This is a genomic window from Undibacterium sp. Ji83W (assembly GCF_049340385.1).
Lineage (GTDB): Bacteria > Pseudomonadota > Gammaproteobacteria > Burkholderiales > Burkholderiaceae_D > Undibacterium.
In genome coordinates this window covers 277,573-293,191 of sequence record NZ_JBMPOZ010000006.1, presented here as the reverse complement: position 1 = coordinate 293,191, position 15,619 = coordinate 277,573, and the positions used below count along the sequence as shown (strand labels likewise).

The following is a 15,619-nucleotide window of genomic DNA, read 5'->3' as shown; positions in this document are numbered from 1 at the left end:
GTTCTTGTTCAAGCTGGGTATGTTCTTGTGCCAGGTTCGCCAGTCTTTGTTGCAGGGCCTGCTTTTTTTCCTGGTACTGGCTTTGGCGCAGTCTTTGTTCTGCAGCCATACTGTCGGCACGGCTGGCGAGTTGCTGGGCGACCAGGGCGGTGATTTCACCCTGGCTGTTCTGGCGCTCAGTACTCAGTGTGAACAGGATTTGGCCTGCTTTGACTTGTTCGCCTTCATTGACATGGGTCGTCAGCAAGATACCAGCGTTGGGTGCAGCGACGCTGAGCTGGCCACCTACTGGCACGGTAATGCCAGTGACGCGGGCTTTTTTGGTGATGCTGCCAAAGGTAATGTAGGCGATCAGAACTGCAGCAATGATCAGGGCAACAATCGCGATCAATGCAGCGGAGAGCGGCTGGGCCAGGCGGATGGAACCCATCCATTGACTACCTAATGCTGCTGTGACTTCAGGGCGAAACAGGGGGCTGGAACTACTCATCACCCACCTTATTCACTGCAAACTGTTGCGATTTCAATGACATCTTCCCCTATCTACGGCAATATTTCAAAAAGTACTTATCTCTTGTGCACTGATCAACAGCATAAATGAAAGTTCTGGGGAAATGTCAAACAAAGTTTAAATATATTTTAAGCATGCTTAAAGACTATTTAATATTTTCCTGCTAGGATCGCGCGCCGCGTGTGCGGTACCGCAATCTCTGCTTCAGATGCGATCTGGTTTTTGCTATTTGCAAATCCAGGTAACAGGGGATGAACTATTTTTGTGATGATGGAAATGCTCATTTGCAGAACTGCTGGTTCGCAGTCTGCAAGCAAATATGTGCTGAACTTGTGCTCAGACTAGGCGGGATTGAGCAATAATTTTAATGCAGAAACAAGAGAGGCAGATTCGTCATCTCTACCTATGGAAATGCGCAAGAATTCACTGATGCGCGGCAGTTTGAAATGGCGTACGACGATGCCGGACTGTCGCAATCCCAGGGCGATTTCTTCTGCCGCAAAACGAGGGTGACGGGCGAAGATGAAATTCGTGGCCGATGGCAGGACTTCAAAACCCAGCTCCCGCATAGCTGCCGCCAGTCTTTCGCGCGTCGCCATCACTGTCTGGCAAGTCTGCAAAAAATAATCCTGATCTTCAAATGCCGCGATTGCACCAGCTACCGCCAACCTGTCCAGAGGATAGGCATTGAAACTGTTTTTGACGCGGTTCAAACCCGTAATCAAATCTGCATGACCCGCCGCAAAACCTATACGCAAACCGGCCAGTGAGCGTGACTTTGACAGCGTGTGCACGACCAGCAAATTAGGGTAACGGTCTATCAGTGCAATCGCCGTCTCGCCACCAAAATCCACATAGGCTTCATCAATGACGACTACCGTATCGCGATTGTGTTGTAGCAGGAATTCGATTTTTTCCAGCGGTACGACGCAGCCGGTAGGCGCGTTGGGATTGGCAAAAATAATCCCGCCATTTTCTTGCAGATAATCTTCTACGTTCAGTTGAAATTCTGCATCCAGTGGCACGCTGCGGTGAGCGATTTCATACAGACCGCAATACACAGGATAAAAGCTATAACTGATGTCAGGAAAGAGCAAGGGTTGCTGATGCTTGAGTAAAGTCTGGAACACATGGGCCAGCACTTCATCGGAGCTATTGCCAACAAAAATCTGGTCTGCCTGCAAGCCATGATAATTGGCGATGACGCTACGCAAATGATCCGAGCCGGGATCAGGGTAGAGGCGCAGATCAGCATTGGTGGCTTGCTGTATCGCCGCCAGCACACGGGGTGAGGGCGGGTAAGGGTTTTCATTGGTATTAAGCTTGATGAGCTTATCAAGCTTGGGTTGCTCACCGGGTGTATATGGATTCAGCTTGTGGACAACATCGCTCCAGTATTTACTCATGATCAATCAATTTTCTTTAGAAATTTAAAAAATTTTTAGCTCTCGGTATCCAGATTGACCTGAACCCTGCGCAAGAGTTGTAGCAATTGTTGTTGCTCATTGCTGGCCATGTCTTTCAGTGCCAGGGTATTCAGACGTTTAGCTTGCTGGCGTAATGTTGTCAAGACAGCTTGCCCATCCATAGTCAGTGTTAGCCGAACATTGCGTTTGTCTGTTTCATCGGCAACGGCATCAAGCAAGCCGTTATCACGCAAGCCCTTGATCAGCCTGGCCAGTTGCGCCTTGTCGCGGCCACTGTGCTTGGCCAGGTCACTCTGGGTGGAGCCGGGATAATGGCCAAAATAGCTCAATACCTTGCCCTCCATATGGGTAATGTCATGCGGGCCATCGCGCAGAGCCTGGTATTGCATGGAACGGTATTGATGCATGACCGTATGGATAAGGTCCAGCACCCCATCCTCATTATTTTCACGAGAATGGTTGACATTGTCATTTGTTTTGCGCATTATAGTGGATATTGTCAACTAATTTGATGGGTGAATAAATGAGTATAGCCTCTGAAACCAGCCGCGTACAACGCATACGCCATGAAATCAAACGCCGTAATCTGCAAGTTGTCCTTGTTGAAAGCCCGACCCCGCACTTCCGCCGCATCACCCTCAGTGGTGCCGACCTGCCGGGTTTTATCAGCGCATCTTTTGATGATCACCTTAAACTGATACTCGCCGCCGACAGTGACAATGTCGTCATGCGTGACTACACGCCCAGGCATTACGATGCTGCCAAAGGCGAGCTGGTGCTGGAATTTTCCATACACGGTGATGGCCCTGCCGCCGCTTGGGCCAGCCAGGCGGATGTTGGTCATAGCGTCACGGTCGCCGGGCCGCGCGGTTCTCTAGTTATCCCGGTCGATTATGAATGGCATTTGCTGGCTGGTGATGAAACAGCCTTGCCAGCGATATCCCGACGCCTGGAAGAATTGCCAGCCGGGGTGCGCGCCATCGTCATTCTGCAAGTGCCACCAGCCGAGCGTCGCGAATTGAGCAGCGCGGCAGATATCAGCATAGTCTGGGTAGATAGCGCACAAGAGTTTCTGGATACCCTGCGCGCCCTGCCTTTGCCAGTGGGTGATGGCTATGCCTGGTGCGCCGGTGAAGCCGCGACCATGGCTGCAACACGTCGCATACTGGCGGAGGAAAAAGGCCATGCTGGTACTGCCATGCGGGTGGCAGCTTACTGGAAGCGGGGCCTCATCGCGCATCATGAGAATTTGGAGAGTTAGGTCAATGAATGGAAGCTGGCTACAGTCCATCACCGTTCGGAATAATTATCTTGATACCTTCTGAGCATCAAAGTCGAACAATATCGTATAGATTTTTCTGTATCCGAGGTTTAATTCTGCAATTGAATATTTTTTCCGAAGGCCGTGTTAAAGCACCTTCCCCTTCAAGGGGAAGGCTGGGATGGGGATGGGTTTCCGACGTAAATTCATCTATCGTTAATCGCCCGAAACCCATCCCCTCCCTAACCCTCCCCTTGAAAGGGAGGGATTTACCCGCCATTTTTTGCTAAGCAAGTAATTCCGGACAGTAGTGAACTGCAGCCGGATTCTCATTTGAACTCTTCCACCAGAAAATCAATAAATGCCCTGACCTTGGCAGGTTGCTGGCGGCGGCTCAGATAGTAGACATACAGGTCAGCCGCTGGCAGTGCATATTCAGGCAAGACGATTTGCAGCCTGCCGCTCTCCAGGTATTTATTCAAATCCCATTCCGAGCGCACCAGGATGCCGTGGCCATCGAGTGCCCAGTTCAGCACCACGTCACCATCATTGCTCGACACTGCGCCACGTACCTTGACCAGTTCCACCTTGCGCCCTTTTTCCAGTCGCCAGGTGCCATATACATCATCATTTTGTCTGTGCAGGATGCAGCGGTGGTGATGCAGTTCAGCCGGTGTCTGCGGATGCCCGGCCTGTTTCAGATAAGCAGGTGAGGCGCATAAAAAGCGCCGGTTGCTCATGAGCTTGCGGGCACCCAGGCGTGAATCCGGCAATTCACCAAAGCGTATCGCCAGGTCATAGGCTTCTTCCACCAGGCCTATGGGGCGGTCGGTCAGTTGCAATTGCACTTCGACTTCTTCATGCAGATGAGCAAAGCGTGACACCAGCGGTGCGATGTGGGTGCGGCCAAAGCCTGGCGTGGCGTTTACCCGCAACAAACCTTTGGGTATGCCGCGGCTGCTGGATACTGACTCTTCCATGTCGCGGATGCTGCCCAAGATCTGTGTTGCCTGCGCCAGGTAAGACTCGCCTTCGCTGGTCAGGCTAAGGCGACGCGTGGTGCGGTTGACCAGACGCACACCCAGGCGTTGCTCCATCAGCATCAGGCGCTTGGTCACCGCAGGCGGGGTGATACCCAGTTCGCGCGCCGTCGCCGACAAACTGCCCAGCTTGGCCAGCAGCACGAAAAAAGTCAGCTCAGGGGCGATATCGATATTCACTTGAAGTAAATAATGGTTTCAATATGAGTGAATTATATCTCTTAAAATGAATAGTAAACTTTGACCATACAGTTTCCCTTTTACACCTGTCAGGACTAAGCCAAATGAAAATCGTAGAAATTCGCGAACAAACCGTTGCCATCAGCTCGCCCATACGCAATGCCTACATCGACTTTAGCAAGATGACGCTGAGTCTGGTGGCTGTCGTGACGGACGTGGTCAGAGATGGCAAGCGCGTCATCGGTTACGGTTTCAATTCCAATGGCCGCTACGGGCAAGGCAAGCTCATGCGCGAACGTTTCATCCCGCGCGTGCTGGAAGCTGAACCGGAAAGCCTCGTCAATGAGGCAGGCGACAATCTTGACCCGCACAAGATCTGGAACTGCATGTTCACCAATGAAAAACCCGGTGGTCATGGCGAACGCTCAGTGGCTATCGGCACCATAGACATGGCAGTCTGGGATGCTGTCGCCAAAATAGAGGGCAAGCCGCTATTCCAGTTGCTGGCAGAACGCTATGGCAATGGCACGCCAGACCGCAATATCTTTGTCTATGCAGCAGGTGGTTATTACTATCCCGGCCAGAACCACGACAAACTCAAGGATGAAATGCGCAGCTATATTGACCGTGGCTATACCGTGGTCAAGAAAAAGATAGGTGGAGCCTCGCTCGATGAAGACTTGCGCCGCATCGATTCCATCCTCAGCGTGCTGGGTGATGGCCAGAAGCTGGCGGTAGATGCGAATGGTCGCTTTGATCTCGACACTGCCATCAAATACGCCAAGGCACTCTCGCAATACGACTTGTTCTGGTATGAAGAACCGGGTGACCCTCTGGATTTTGAATTGCAGGCCACATTGCGCAATTACTACCCCAATCCCATGGCGACGGGTGAAGACCTGTTCTCGATGCAGGATGCCCGCAATCTCATACGTTACGGCGGCATGCGCGCTGACCGCGACTGGCTGCAATTCGATTGCGCGCTCAGCTATGGCCTCGTCGAATATCTGCGCACGCTCGATATGCTGCGTGAACATGGCTGGTCAGCCAAACGCTGCATTCCTCATGGTGGCCATCAGATGTCGCTGAATATCGCCGCTGGTCTTGGCCTGGGTGGCAATGAATCCTACCCCGACCTGTTCCAGCCCTATGGTGGTTTCCCGGATGGAGTCAAGGTTGTGAATGGCCATATCCTGCTGCCAGAATTGCCGGGCATAGGTTTTGAAGGCAAGGCAGATTTGTATGCGGAGATGCGAAAAATCGCTGAATGATAATGACAGCTTGAGACCAGGCAGGCTGCGTGATCATGCAAGCCTGTCTGGCATCCGGTGCCAAGGATTTTTATTTGGCTACGCCATCATCCTTGAACATTGTTTTCAAACCACGCAGAGCCTGGCGTATGCGCGACTCATTTTCTATCAAGGCAAAGCGTACATGTTCATCGCCATATTCACCAAAACCTATGCCGGGTGAGACACAGAGCTTGGCTTTTTCCAGCATCTGCTTGGCAAATTCCAGCGAACCCAGGTGACGGTAATGTTCCGGGATATGCGCCCAGATATACATTGATGCCTTTGGTTTTTCCACCATCCAGCCCAGTTCATGCAAACCCTTGACGAGGACATCGCGGCGGCGCTGGTACTGGTCGCGTATCTCATTGACGCAAGTCTGGTCACCTTCCAAAGCGGCAATCGCTGCCACTTGCACGGGCGTGAAACTGCCATAGTCGTGATAACTCTTGATACGGGCCAAAGCAGCGACCAGCTCTTTGTTACCGACCATGAAACCTATGCGCCAGCCTGCCATGTTATAGCTTTTTGAGAGCGTAAAAAACTCCACGGCAACATCGCGTGCACCGGGCACTTGCATGATGGATGGGGCTTTCCAGCCATCATAGGTGATGTCGGCATAGGCCAGGTCATGCACCACCAGGATATTGTGTTCCTTGGCCAGCTTGACCACACGCTCGAAAAATTCCAGCTCCACGCATTGCGCAGTGGGGTTCGATGGAAAGCCAAAGATCATCATCTTCGGTTTGGGGTAGGTCTCGCGTATCGCTCTTTCCAGCTCGGCAAAAAAATCCACGCCGGGGCTCATGCGTATAGAGCGTATATCGGCACCGGCAATTACTGCACCATAGATGTGGATAGGGTAACTGGGGTTGGGCACCAGCACCGTGTCACCCTTGTCGAGCGTCGCCAGCATCAAATGCGCCAGGCCTTCTTTTGAGCCTATGGTGACGATGGCTTCTGAATCAGGGTTCAGGTCTACGTCATAGCGGCTCTTGTACCAGTGGGCAATTGCGCGGCGCAAACGGGGGATGCCCTTGGAGGCAGAATAACCGTGGGTGTCAGGGCGCTGTGCCACTTCAACCAGTTTTTCAACGATGTGCGCAGGTGTCGCACCATCGGGATTACCCATGGACATATCGATGATGTCTTCGCCACGACGGCGCGCAGCCATCTTCAGCTCGGCAGTGATATTGAATACGTAGGGGGGCAGGCGGTTGATACGAGCGAAAGAGAACTTTGTTGCAGGCGCAGGTGAGCCTTCAACAGCAGAACCCCGGCCCGGCGGAGTAGATGTATTTGTCATGATTTAAATTGTACGTAGTCCAGCTTGTCTATACAAACAAGCAGAACGGGCGCCCGGAACCGTCCGAGCGACGTTGAAGCGCTTTGCTTCGCGATTGATTGTAGCGAGCAATCAAATTTTCAGCAAGATGCGTTATGCTTATCAGAACAAGTTTGTCGCAATTCGATCAATTTAAAAAGTGGAGCAGTACATGAAGTTATTCCAGGAAGGCATATTGCAGGTAGTTCCTGCCCATGCCGTTTATCTCAGTTTGAATATCAAGGCAGGTACTGACGCAGCTACCGTCAAGAACGTAGTACGCACACTGGCCGGCAAGACCGATGGTCAGAATCTGGTCATGGGCTTTGGTGCCAGCCTCTTGCAGCTATTGGGCAGCGAGATCGCCGACATGAAAGAATTCCATGGTATAGAGGGCAGCCGCATGCGCCTGCCTGCGACACCGGCAGCATTGTGGTGCTGGTTGCGCCAGCATGAGCGCGGTGACCTGGTGCGTCAATTACATCAGCTCATGCCTGTACTGGCCCCGGCATTTGAATTGCAGCAGCAGGTCGATGCCTTCAAATACAAGGAAGGACGTGACCTCAGCGGTTATGAAGACGGCACTGAGAACCCACATGATGATGCTGCCCTGGCGGCTGCTTTTGTTGCGGGCGATACGCCCGGCCTGACAGGCTCCAGCTTTGTCGCCATCCAGCAATGGGCGCACAAGTTTGATCGCTTTGATGCCATGGCAACGGTGGATCAAGACAATGCCATAGGCCGTCGCCGCAGCGATAATGAAGAACTGGAAGATGCGCCAGAATCAGCCCATGTCAAACGTACTGCGCAAGAAGATTTCACACCCGAGGCCTTCATGCTCAGGCGCTCCATGCCCTGGGCTGCGCTGGATAAGGCGGGCCTGTATTTCGTCGCCTTTGCCAATTCCTTCTATCCGTTTGAAGTGCAATTGAAGCGCATGTCTGGTGCTGAAGATGGCATCGTTGATGCGCTGTTCCAGTTCACCGTGCCACAGACCGGCAGTTATTTCTGGTGCCCGCCCATGCAGGATGGCAAGCTTGATGTGCGTTTATTGAATCTGGTCTGATTCCGGCGCTTGCTCAGGCGGTTTCAAGAGCGCCAGAAAGCCTTCCAGCGGCAAGGGTTTGGAGAAGTAATAGCCCTGGAAGGCATAGCAATTATGCGCAATCAAAAATGCGCGCTGGGCACTGGTTTCCACTCCTTCGGCGATCACATTCAGACCCAGGTTAACGCCCAGGGAAATAATGGCACGAACGATGGTTGCATCGTTTTCATCATGGCTGAGATCACGCACAAAAGACTGGTCTATCTTCAACTGGTTCAAGGGCAGGCGCTGCAGATAGGCCAGTGAAGAATAGCCAGTGCCAAAATCATCCATGGAGAAAGCGATACCCAGCTTTTTCAGCTCATGCATTTTCTCGGTAGTGGCATCGACATTGTCGAGTACCGTACTTTCGGTCAATTCTATCTTCAGGCGGGTCGCATCGATCTTGTGTCTATGGATGATTTCACTGAGGGTTTCGACAAAATCCACTTGCTGGAATTGTTTGGCGCTGACATTCACGGCCAGGGTCAGGTGGCGGGTCTCTTTGCTGTTTTCCCATTGCTTGATCTGGGCGCAAGCGGTTTCCAGTACCCATAAACCTATGGGAATAATCAGCCCGGTTTCTTCCGCCAGCGGGATGAAGTCTGCCGGTGAAATGAAACCGCGATCAGGATGTATCCAGCGTAGCAGGGCTTCTGCACCGATGAGCTTGCCTTCAGAATTGACCTGCACCTGGTAATACAGCTGAAATTGATTATTCGCCAGTGCTACTCGTAAATTCGATTCCAGCAACATCCGCACCACGAGTATGGCCTGCATGGCCGGATCAAAAAAGCGTACTGCATTGCGTCCAGCGGTCTTGGCTTCATACATGGCAGTGTCGGCGCGTTTGAACAAATCCTTGACCGTAATATCACCACCCTGGAACAGGCAGACACCGATACTGCTCGATCCATGATGTTCAAAGTCAGTGATCTGATAGGGCTCGCTCAGCAACTTGCGTATTTTTTCGGCAATGCGGTCAGCCTGGCGCAGGGCATCTTCTTTTTCTATACTCAGTTCTTCGAGCACCACGACAAATTCATCACCACCGAGGCGCGCTACGGTGTCGCTGTCGCGCACGCAGGTCTGCAGGCGGCTGGCAGTTTCTATCAACAGCAGGTCACCGGCATCATGACCGCGGGTGTCGTTGAGGGTCTTGAAATTATCCAGGTCGATAAACAGGATGGCGCTATGGGTTTCATTGCGGTTACTGATGGAGATCAAATGCTGCAACCTGTCCATCAGCAAACGGCGGTTGGGTAACTGCGTCAGTGAATCATAAAATGCCAGATTGCGTATCTCAGCCTCATAGCCTTTATGGCGGCTGATATCGGTGAAAGAACCTATGTAATTGCTGACTTCGCCATGGTTATCAGTGATGGCGGTCAGGGTAATCATTTGCGGATAAATTTCACCACCTTTGCGGCGGCTCCACAGTTCGCCATGCCAGAAACGGTGTTCTTTCAACGAGATGTTGATGTGCTCAAAAAAATCCCTGTCCTGCAGCTTGGTTTTGTGCAGAGGCGGGCGTTTGCCTATCAAGTCTTCTGCGGCATAACCGGTAATGCGGGTGAAAGCCTGGTTCAGTCTCAGCATGATCCAGTTGGCGTCAGTGACGAAGATACCTTCCTGTGATTCAAAGGTACAGGCAGCAATGCGCAAATCCTGTTCTGCCTGTTTGCGTTCTGTGACGTCGGTAATGAAACAATGCCATAACATGGAGCCACCGGGTTCCGGCTCAGGCAAGCCATCCAGATACAGCCAGCGCACTGTGCCATCCTTGCGATGCATGCGGAATTCACTTTGCCAGGGTGCCAGATTGCGCATGGCATCGCGTATCAGTGCTGTACCGTTTGCTATATCGCGCGGATCTATGCGGGCAAACAAATGCAGGGCATCATCCTTGACCTCTTCATGCGTGACTTCAAACATTTGCACGATGGCATCGCTGGCAAAAGGGATGGAAGCGCTATGGTCAGGGCGTATGCGGTATTGCATGACCAGACCAGGCAGGCGAGAGGCGACTTTATTGATGCGTTGATAAGCTTCCTGTATTTGCCTGGTGGCGTCTATGCTTTCTGACTGCAGGGCAGTGATGATCAGGGTAATCAGCACCATGGTCGTCATGTAGGCCCAGAGTATCAGCAGGTTGGCCTGGCCACCGTCATAAAATGGCCCCATGCTGTGCGATGTGGCCCAGGCAGAGAATAAGGATGTCGTCAACACCGCGCAAGAAGCGCCAGTAATGCCAAAGCGCATGGCTGCCCAGATCATGATGCCCACCATGATGAAGGTCAGGTGCAGGTGACTATAAGGAGATGCAAAAATCAGCCAGTTAGCCAGCGTAAACACGAGCAGGAAACCAAAAATTTCCTTGCGCCGTTTGGACAGGCCCGACATGGACTTCAGCGAAAAAGACAATAGCAAAGGGGCCGCCAGCAAGGCGCCCACCGTATCGCCTGCCCACCAGGTCAGCCAGACTGCCGCCGGATCAGTGTTCAAGCCATGCAACCATAGTGTCAGTGTGCCGCCCGTCGCCGATACGCACATGCCCAGCATGACAGCCATGCCAAAGCCGATGACATCGCGCCGCCTGGAAAAATCACGCCTGAAACCATGCTTGCGCAACAGCCATTTACTGAGTAAAGGCCCCAGCGTATTGCCAATTGCCAGACTGCCGGCAACCAGTACGCTAAAACCCGCCGAAATCTCCAGCAGCCAGGCCGCGATAAATACTGCAACTGCTGCCAACTTGCCATAGCGCAGCAAGCCCGTGATGGCGATACCGGTTGGCAGCCAGATCAGGCTGACGTTGGGATTGACATAGGGGATGGACAGGCCGATGCGCCCGGCACCAAAGTAGGCCAGCATGATCAACAGAAAATGACCGGTACGTATTTCCTGGCGGAATTTCCTGGAGTGGACAAATTGCTCGGGCTTGTACATGAATTAAGACTTTAAAAGGCTAGACCCATTATGCGGCAAAGCCAGGCAAGCATTAGTTAACTTTTGATAAGTCAACATTCTTTAGCAAAGGTTTATCGATAATAGAAAAGCATCTAAGTGTCTTTAGTTAAGTTTAGATCAACATCTGAACCTGTGCCAGTTCGCTCCTGGTTGCATCAGATCAATACGCACTTTTTGCGCAATTTTTACATCTTGTTTACGCCCCCTGTTTAAGTCTTTACGAATTTTTTACATGCTTCTGACTATGCTTCACAGTGTAAAAACGAAGGAGTAAAGCATGGAATATCTGATGGAATTTTTATATCTCGCAGGCATGGGAATTTTCTTCCTGCTGGTCTGGGCGTTAGTGCTGGCCTGCGACACTTTGGGAGCAAAAGCATGAATCCCTTCTACATCCTGGGCACGGTGGTGGCTGCCGCCTTGTTCGTCTATCTGATCGCAGCCTTGTTGAATGCCGAGGAGCTGTGATGACTACGCAAGCAATTGTTTTATTGGTATTGTTCCTGGTCGCGCTGCTGCTCTTGTCTTATCCCCTGGGCGGTTTCATCGCCAGGATCGCGGATGACAAGGCCGCTGTTCCCGGCATGGGCTGCTTGCGATGGCTGGAAAAAGGCCTGTACCGCCTCGCTGGTGTTAAAGCCGAAGTGGGTATGGGCTGGAAGCAATATGCCATCGCCCTGCTGATCTTTAATACCCTGGGCGCGCTGCTGGTGTATGCGGTGCAGCGCCTGCAAGCCTGGTTGCCTTTGAATCCTCAGAGCCTGGCCAATGTCAGCATGGATTCCTCTTTCAATACCGCTGTCAGCTTTGTCGCCAATACCAACTGGCAAGGCTATACCGGTGAATCAACCATGAGTTACCTGACCCAGATGCTGGTGCTGGCCGGGCAAAACTTCTTTTCCGCAGCGACCGGCATTGCCGTGGTGTTTGCACTGATACGCGGTTTCAGCCGTCATTCAGCCACGTCCATAGGCAATTTCTGGACTGATATCACTCGCTCTACTTTGTACCTGCTGTTGCCACTGTCGGTTATTTTTGCGGTCTTCCTCATGGGCCAGGGCGTGATCCAGAATTTCTCTGGCTATAAAGATGTACAGTTGATTGATCCTGTCACTTATAGCCAGCCCAAGCTCGGCCCTGATGCGCAGCCTTTGAAAGATGACAAGGGCGCCCCTGTCATGGAAACCCTGACGGCCACTACCCAAACTTTGCCCATGGGCCCGGTTGCTTCGCAAGAAGCCATCAAGATGCTGGGTACCAATGGCGGCGGCTTTTTCAATGCCAACTCGGCACATCCTTATGAAAACCCCAGCTACCTGAGCAATTTCATGCAGATGATCTCTATCTTCTTGATCCCTGCTGCGCTGTGTTTTGCCTTTGGCCACATGGTCGGTGATATGCGCCAGGGCTGGGCTGTATTGACGGCAATGACGGTCTTGTTCGTGGCCATGACACTGACCGTGATCTTGTCAGAACAGCAGACCCATCCCGTGCTGGCCAGCATGAATATCGACCAGGCGACTTCAGCCCTGCAAGCCGGTGGCAATATGGAAGGCAAGGAAACCCGCTTCGGTATCAGTGCCTCCAGCCTGTTTGTTGCAGTGACTACGGCAGCGTCCTGCGGTGCGGTGAATGCCATGCATGATTCCCTCATGCCTATCGGTGGCCTGGTGCCTATCGTGCTCATGCAGTTTGGTGAAGTGGTATTTGGCGGCGTAGGCAGTGGCCTGTACGGCATGCTGATCTTCGCGATACTGGCCGTGTTTATCGCTGGCCTGATGATAGGCCGTACACCAGAGTACCTGGGCAAGAAAATCCAGGCTTATGAAATGAAGATGACTTCCATCGCCATTCTGGTAACTCCAGTATTGGTGCTGGCAGGCACGGCCATCGCGGTCATGTCAGAGGCAGGCAAGGCCGGTATTTTGAACCCCGGTGCCCATGGTTTTTCTGAAGTGCTGTATGCCTTTACTTCAGCCGCCAACAACAATGGCAGCGCCTTTGCTGGCTTGAGTGCGAATACGCCTTTCTACAACATCATGCTGGCGATAGCCATGTGGTTTGGCCGCTTTGCCATGATCGTGCCTGTGCTGGCGATAGCCGGTTCACTGGCAGGCAAGAAAAGGCTGGAAACCAATGCCGGCACCATGCCCACCCATGGGCCCATGTTCATCGCCTTGCTGGTTGGTACGGTGGTGTTGATCAGTGTGCTCAATTATGTGCCTGCCCTGGCCTTGGGCCCTGTCGTTGAGCATCTGCAACTGATCGCGAAATAACGCGCAGAATAATTTAAGCAGTCTGAGTGACAGCAGCATCTGGAATGCGCTTTCATTCAGACCCGCCAGTAGTTTAAGGGGATTAACATGTCTAGTACCAGTGTACAAAAGTCGATAGACAGCAAAGTCAATACAGCCGCCAAACCTGGCGCTGGACAAGCTGGCGACACCATATCCGGCAGCAAGTCACGCTTGTCGCTATTTGACAGCAGCCTGATCATGCCTGCCGTCATCGATTCATTCAAAAAACTCAGCCCGCGCACGCAATTGCGCAGCCCGGTGATGTTTGTCGTGTATGTAGGCAGCATCATCACCAGCATGCTGTTCGTGCAATCTTTGATGAGCCAGGGTGAAGCCAGCCCTGGCTTTATCCTCGCCATTTCCATCTGGTTATGGTTCACCGTCCTGTTCGCCAATTTTGCCGAGGCACTGGCAGAAGGCCGCAGCAAGGCCCAAGCCGCTTCCCTGCGCGCATTGAAGCAGACCGTGATGGCCAAAAAACTGGCCATACCAAAACACGGCACCACCTGGTTGCCAGCCCAGGCCAATGACTTGCGCAAGGGTGATGTGGTACTGGTCGAAGCCAATGATGTCATCCCTATCGATGGTGAAGTCATAGAAGGTGTGGCGACAGTCGATGAGAGCGCCATCACCGGTGAATCTGCACCCGTGATACGTGAATCTGGCGGTGACTTTTCTGCCGTCACCGGCGGTACCCGCGTCTTGTCTGACTGGCTGGTAATGCGCGTGACATCCAATCCGGGTGAAGCCTTCATAGACCGCATGATCGCCATGGTAGAAGGTGCCAAACGCCAGAAGACACCGAATGAAGTTGCCCTGACCATTTTGCTGGTGGCACTGACCATCATCTTCCTGGTGGTGACGGTGACCCTGTTGCCATTCTCGCTGTTCAGCGTCGATGCCGCCAAGGCCGCAGGCTTGGCTTCTGCCCCTATCTCTATCACTGTATTGATCGCTCTGCTGGTTTGCTTGATCCCCACCACCATAGGCGGCTTGCTGTCTGCAATTGGTGTAGCTGGCATGAGCCGCATGATGCAGGCGAATGTCATCGCCACTTCTGGCCGTGCAGTTGAAGCTGCCGGTGACGTTGACGTGCTGATGCTGGATAAAACCGGTACCATCACTCTGGGTAACCGTCAGGCATCTGACTTTTTCCCTGCACCTGGTGTGACTCTGCCACAACTGGCTGACTCTGCCCAACTGGCTTCTCTCGCAGATGAAACACCGGAAGGCCGCAGCATCGTCATCTTTGCCAAGCAAAAATATAATCTGCGTGAACGCGAGATGGCCGGCCTGAATGCGACTTTCGTGCAATTCACTGCCCAGACCCGTATGAGTGGTGTCGATATCGGCAGCCGTCAGATACGCAAGGGCGCTGCAGATTCCGTCAAGAAGTTCGTTGAATCCCTTGGTCGCCCCTTCCCTGCTGAACTCAGTAAAACCGTGGATGATATTTCACGCCGTGGCAGTACACCGTTGGTCGTCGTCGATGATGGCAAGGTCATGGGTGCGATAGAGCTCAAAGATATCGTCAAGGGCGGCATCAAGGAAAGGTTTGCCGAGCTACGCCGCATGGGTATCAAGACCATCATGATTACCGGTGATAACAAGCTGACTGCAGCGGCGATTGCTGCCGAGGCTGGTGTCGATGACTTTTTGGCAGAAGCCACGCCAGAAGACAAACTCAAATTGATACGCAGTTACCAGTCTGAAGGCCGCCTGGTGGCAATGACAGGTGACGGCACCAATGATGCACCGGCACTGGCGCAAGCTGACGTGGCAGTGGCCATGGCTTCCGGCACGCAGGCAGCAAAAGAGGCGGGCAATATGGTGGATCTGGATTCCAACCCTACCAAATTGCTGGAGATCGTCGAGATAGGCAAACAGATGCTGATGACACGCGGTTCGCTGACGACGTTCTCGATTGCGAATGATATCGCCAAGTATTTTGCGATTATCCCGGCTGCCTTTGTTGCCACTTATCCACAGCTCAAAGCGCTGGACATCATGCACCTGACCAGCCCTTCATCGGCCATCATGTCTGCGGTGATCTTCAATGCCCTGATCATCGTCTTCCTGATCCCGCTGGCTTTGAAAGGTGTGAAATATCGCGCCATCGGTGCATCGCTGCTGTTGCGCCGCAATTTGCTGATCTATGGCCTGGGTGGCATCGTCCTGCCTTTTGTTGGCATCAAGCTCATTGATGTCATCCTGGCGGTGTTGCATCTTGCCTGAA

At 52.6% G+C, this 15,619-nt stretch carries 13 protein-coding genes; 6 read left to right on the top strand and 7 right to left on the bottom strand.

Features of this window, described 5'->3' with window-relative positions; translation table 11 throughout:
* The 4 genes from ACO0LD_RS13245 to ACO0LD_RS13230 form a co-directional block, all read right to left on the bottom strand.
* Nucleotides 1-490, bottom strand: a 490-nt coding sequence (locus ACO0LD_RS13245) for a biotin/lipoyl-binding protein (protein ID WP_423007459.1), incomplete at its 3' end; no start/stop codon positions are given.
* A 170-nt stretch (nt 491-660) separates the two neighbouring features.
* Nucleotides 661-795 carry a hypothetical protein gene (locus ACO0LD_RS13240; protein ID WP_423007457.1) on the bottom strand — a complete coding sequence of 45 codons (135 nt, stop codon included), beginning with the start codon at nt 793-795 and terminating at the stop codon, nt 661-663.
* Between the two features lie 57 nt (nt 796-852).
* Nucleotides 853-1,917 carry a histidinol-phosphate transaminase gene (gene hisC, locus ACO0LD_RS13235; RefSeq protein WP_423007455.1) on the bottom strand — a complete coding sequence of 355 codons (1,065 nt, stop codon included), beginning with the start codon at nt 1,915-1,917 and terminating at the stop codon, nt 853-855.
* Nucleotides 1,918-1,952: 35 nt separating this feature from the next.
* Complete coding sequence (locus tag ACO0LD_RS13230; RefSeq protein ID WP_423007453.1) at nt 1,953-2,423, bottom strand: MarR family winged helix-turn-helix transcriptional regulator; 471 nt, start codon at nt 2,421-2,423, stop codon at nt 1,953-1,955.
* 38 nt (nt 2,424-2,461) lie between these two features.
* On the opposite strand from ACO0LD_RS13230, the gene ACO0LD_RS13225 reads away from it, so the two are divergent.
* A complete protein-coding gene (locus ACO0LD_RS13225; protein ID WP_423007451.1) occupies nt 2,462-3,199 on the top strand; it encodes a siderophore-interacting protein in 738 nt (245 codons plus the stop codon).
* Nucleotides 3,200-3,528: 329 nt separating this feature from the next.
* Here ACO0LD_RS13225 and ACO0LD_RS13220 read toward each other — a convergent pair whose 3' ends face one another.
* Complete coding sequence (locus tag ACO0LD_RS13220) at nt 3,529-4,419, bottom strand: LysR family transcriptional regulator (protein ID WP_423007449.1); 891 nt, start codon at nt 4,417-4,419, stop codon at nt 3,529-3,531.
* Between the two features lie 104 nt (nt 4,420-4,523).
* On the opposite strand from ACO0LD_RS13220, the gene ACO0LD_RS13215 reads away from it, so the two are divergent.
* Complete coding sequence (locus ACO0LD_RS13215) at nt 4,524-5,690, top strand: mandelate racemase/muconate lactonizing enzyme family protein (protein ID WP_423007447.1); 1,167 nt, start codon at nt 4,524-4,526, stop codon at nt 5,688-5,690.
* A 70-nt stretch (nt 5,691-5,760) separates the two neighbouring features.
* Here the strand turns inward: ACO0LD_RS13215 and alaC are convergent, their stop codons facing one another.
* The gene (gene alaC, locus ACO0LD_RS13210; RefSeq protein ID WP_423007445.1) at nt 5,761-7,014 is read right to left on the bottom strand and encodes an alanine transaminase; all 1,254 of its coding nucleotides are present in this window, start codon (nt 7,012-7,014) and stop codon (nt 5,761-5,763) included.
* A gap of 190 nt (nt 7,015-7,204) precedes the next feature.
* Between alaC and ACO0LD_RS13205 the strand changes: the two genes are divergently transcribed.
* A complete protein-coding gene (locus ACO0LD_RS13205) occupies nt 7,205-8,098 on the top strand; it encodes a Dyp-type peroxidase (protein ID WP_423007443.1) in 894 nt (297 codons plus the stop codon).
* On the opposite strand, the gene ACO0LD_RS13200 is transcribed toward ACO0LD_RS13205, so the two are convergent.
* On the bottom strand, nt 8,081-11,065 hold the full coding sequence (locus ACO0LD_RS13200; RefSeq protein WP_423007441.1) for a bifunctional diguanylate cyclase/phosphodiesterase: 2,985 nt from the start codon (nt 11,063-11,065) through the stop codon (nt 8,081-8,083). The genes ACO0LD_RS13205 and ACO0LD_RS13200 overlap by 18 nt on opposite strands.
* Nucleotides 11,066-11,464: 399 nt before the next feature.
* On the opposite strand from ACO0LD_RS13200, the gene kdpF reads away from it, so the two are divergent.
* The 3 genes from kdpF to kdpB all read left to right on the top strand — a co-directional run bounded on the left by kdpF (nt 11,465) and on the right by kdpB (nt 15,618).
* Complete coding sequence (gene kdpF / locus ACO0LD_RS13195) at nt 11,465-11,554, top strand: K(+)-transporting ATPase subunit F (protein WP_110254457.1); 90 nt, start codon at nt 11,465-11,467, stop codon at nt 11,552-11,554.
* Nucleotides 11,554-13,362: a potassium-transporting ATPase subunit KdpA gene (gene kdpA / locus ACO0LD_RS13190; protein ID WP_423007439.1), complete on the top strand. Its 1,809-nt coding sequence runs from the start codon at nt 11,554-11,556 to the stop codon at nt 13,360-13,362. The genes kdpF and kdpA overlap by 1 nt, the downstream gene beginning before the upstream one ends.
* 87 nt (nt 13,363-13,449) lie before the next feature.
* Nucleotides 13,450-15,618: a potassium-transporting ATPase subunit KdpB gene (kdpB, locus tag ACO0LD_RS13185; RefSeq protein WP_423007437.1), complete on the top strand. Its 2,169-nt coding sequence runs from the start codon at nt 13,450-13,452 to the stop codon at nt 15,616-15,618.
* Nucleotide 15,619: the final 1 nt, after the last annotated feature.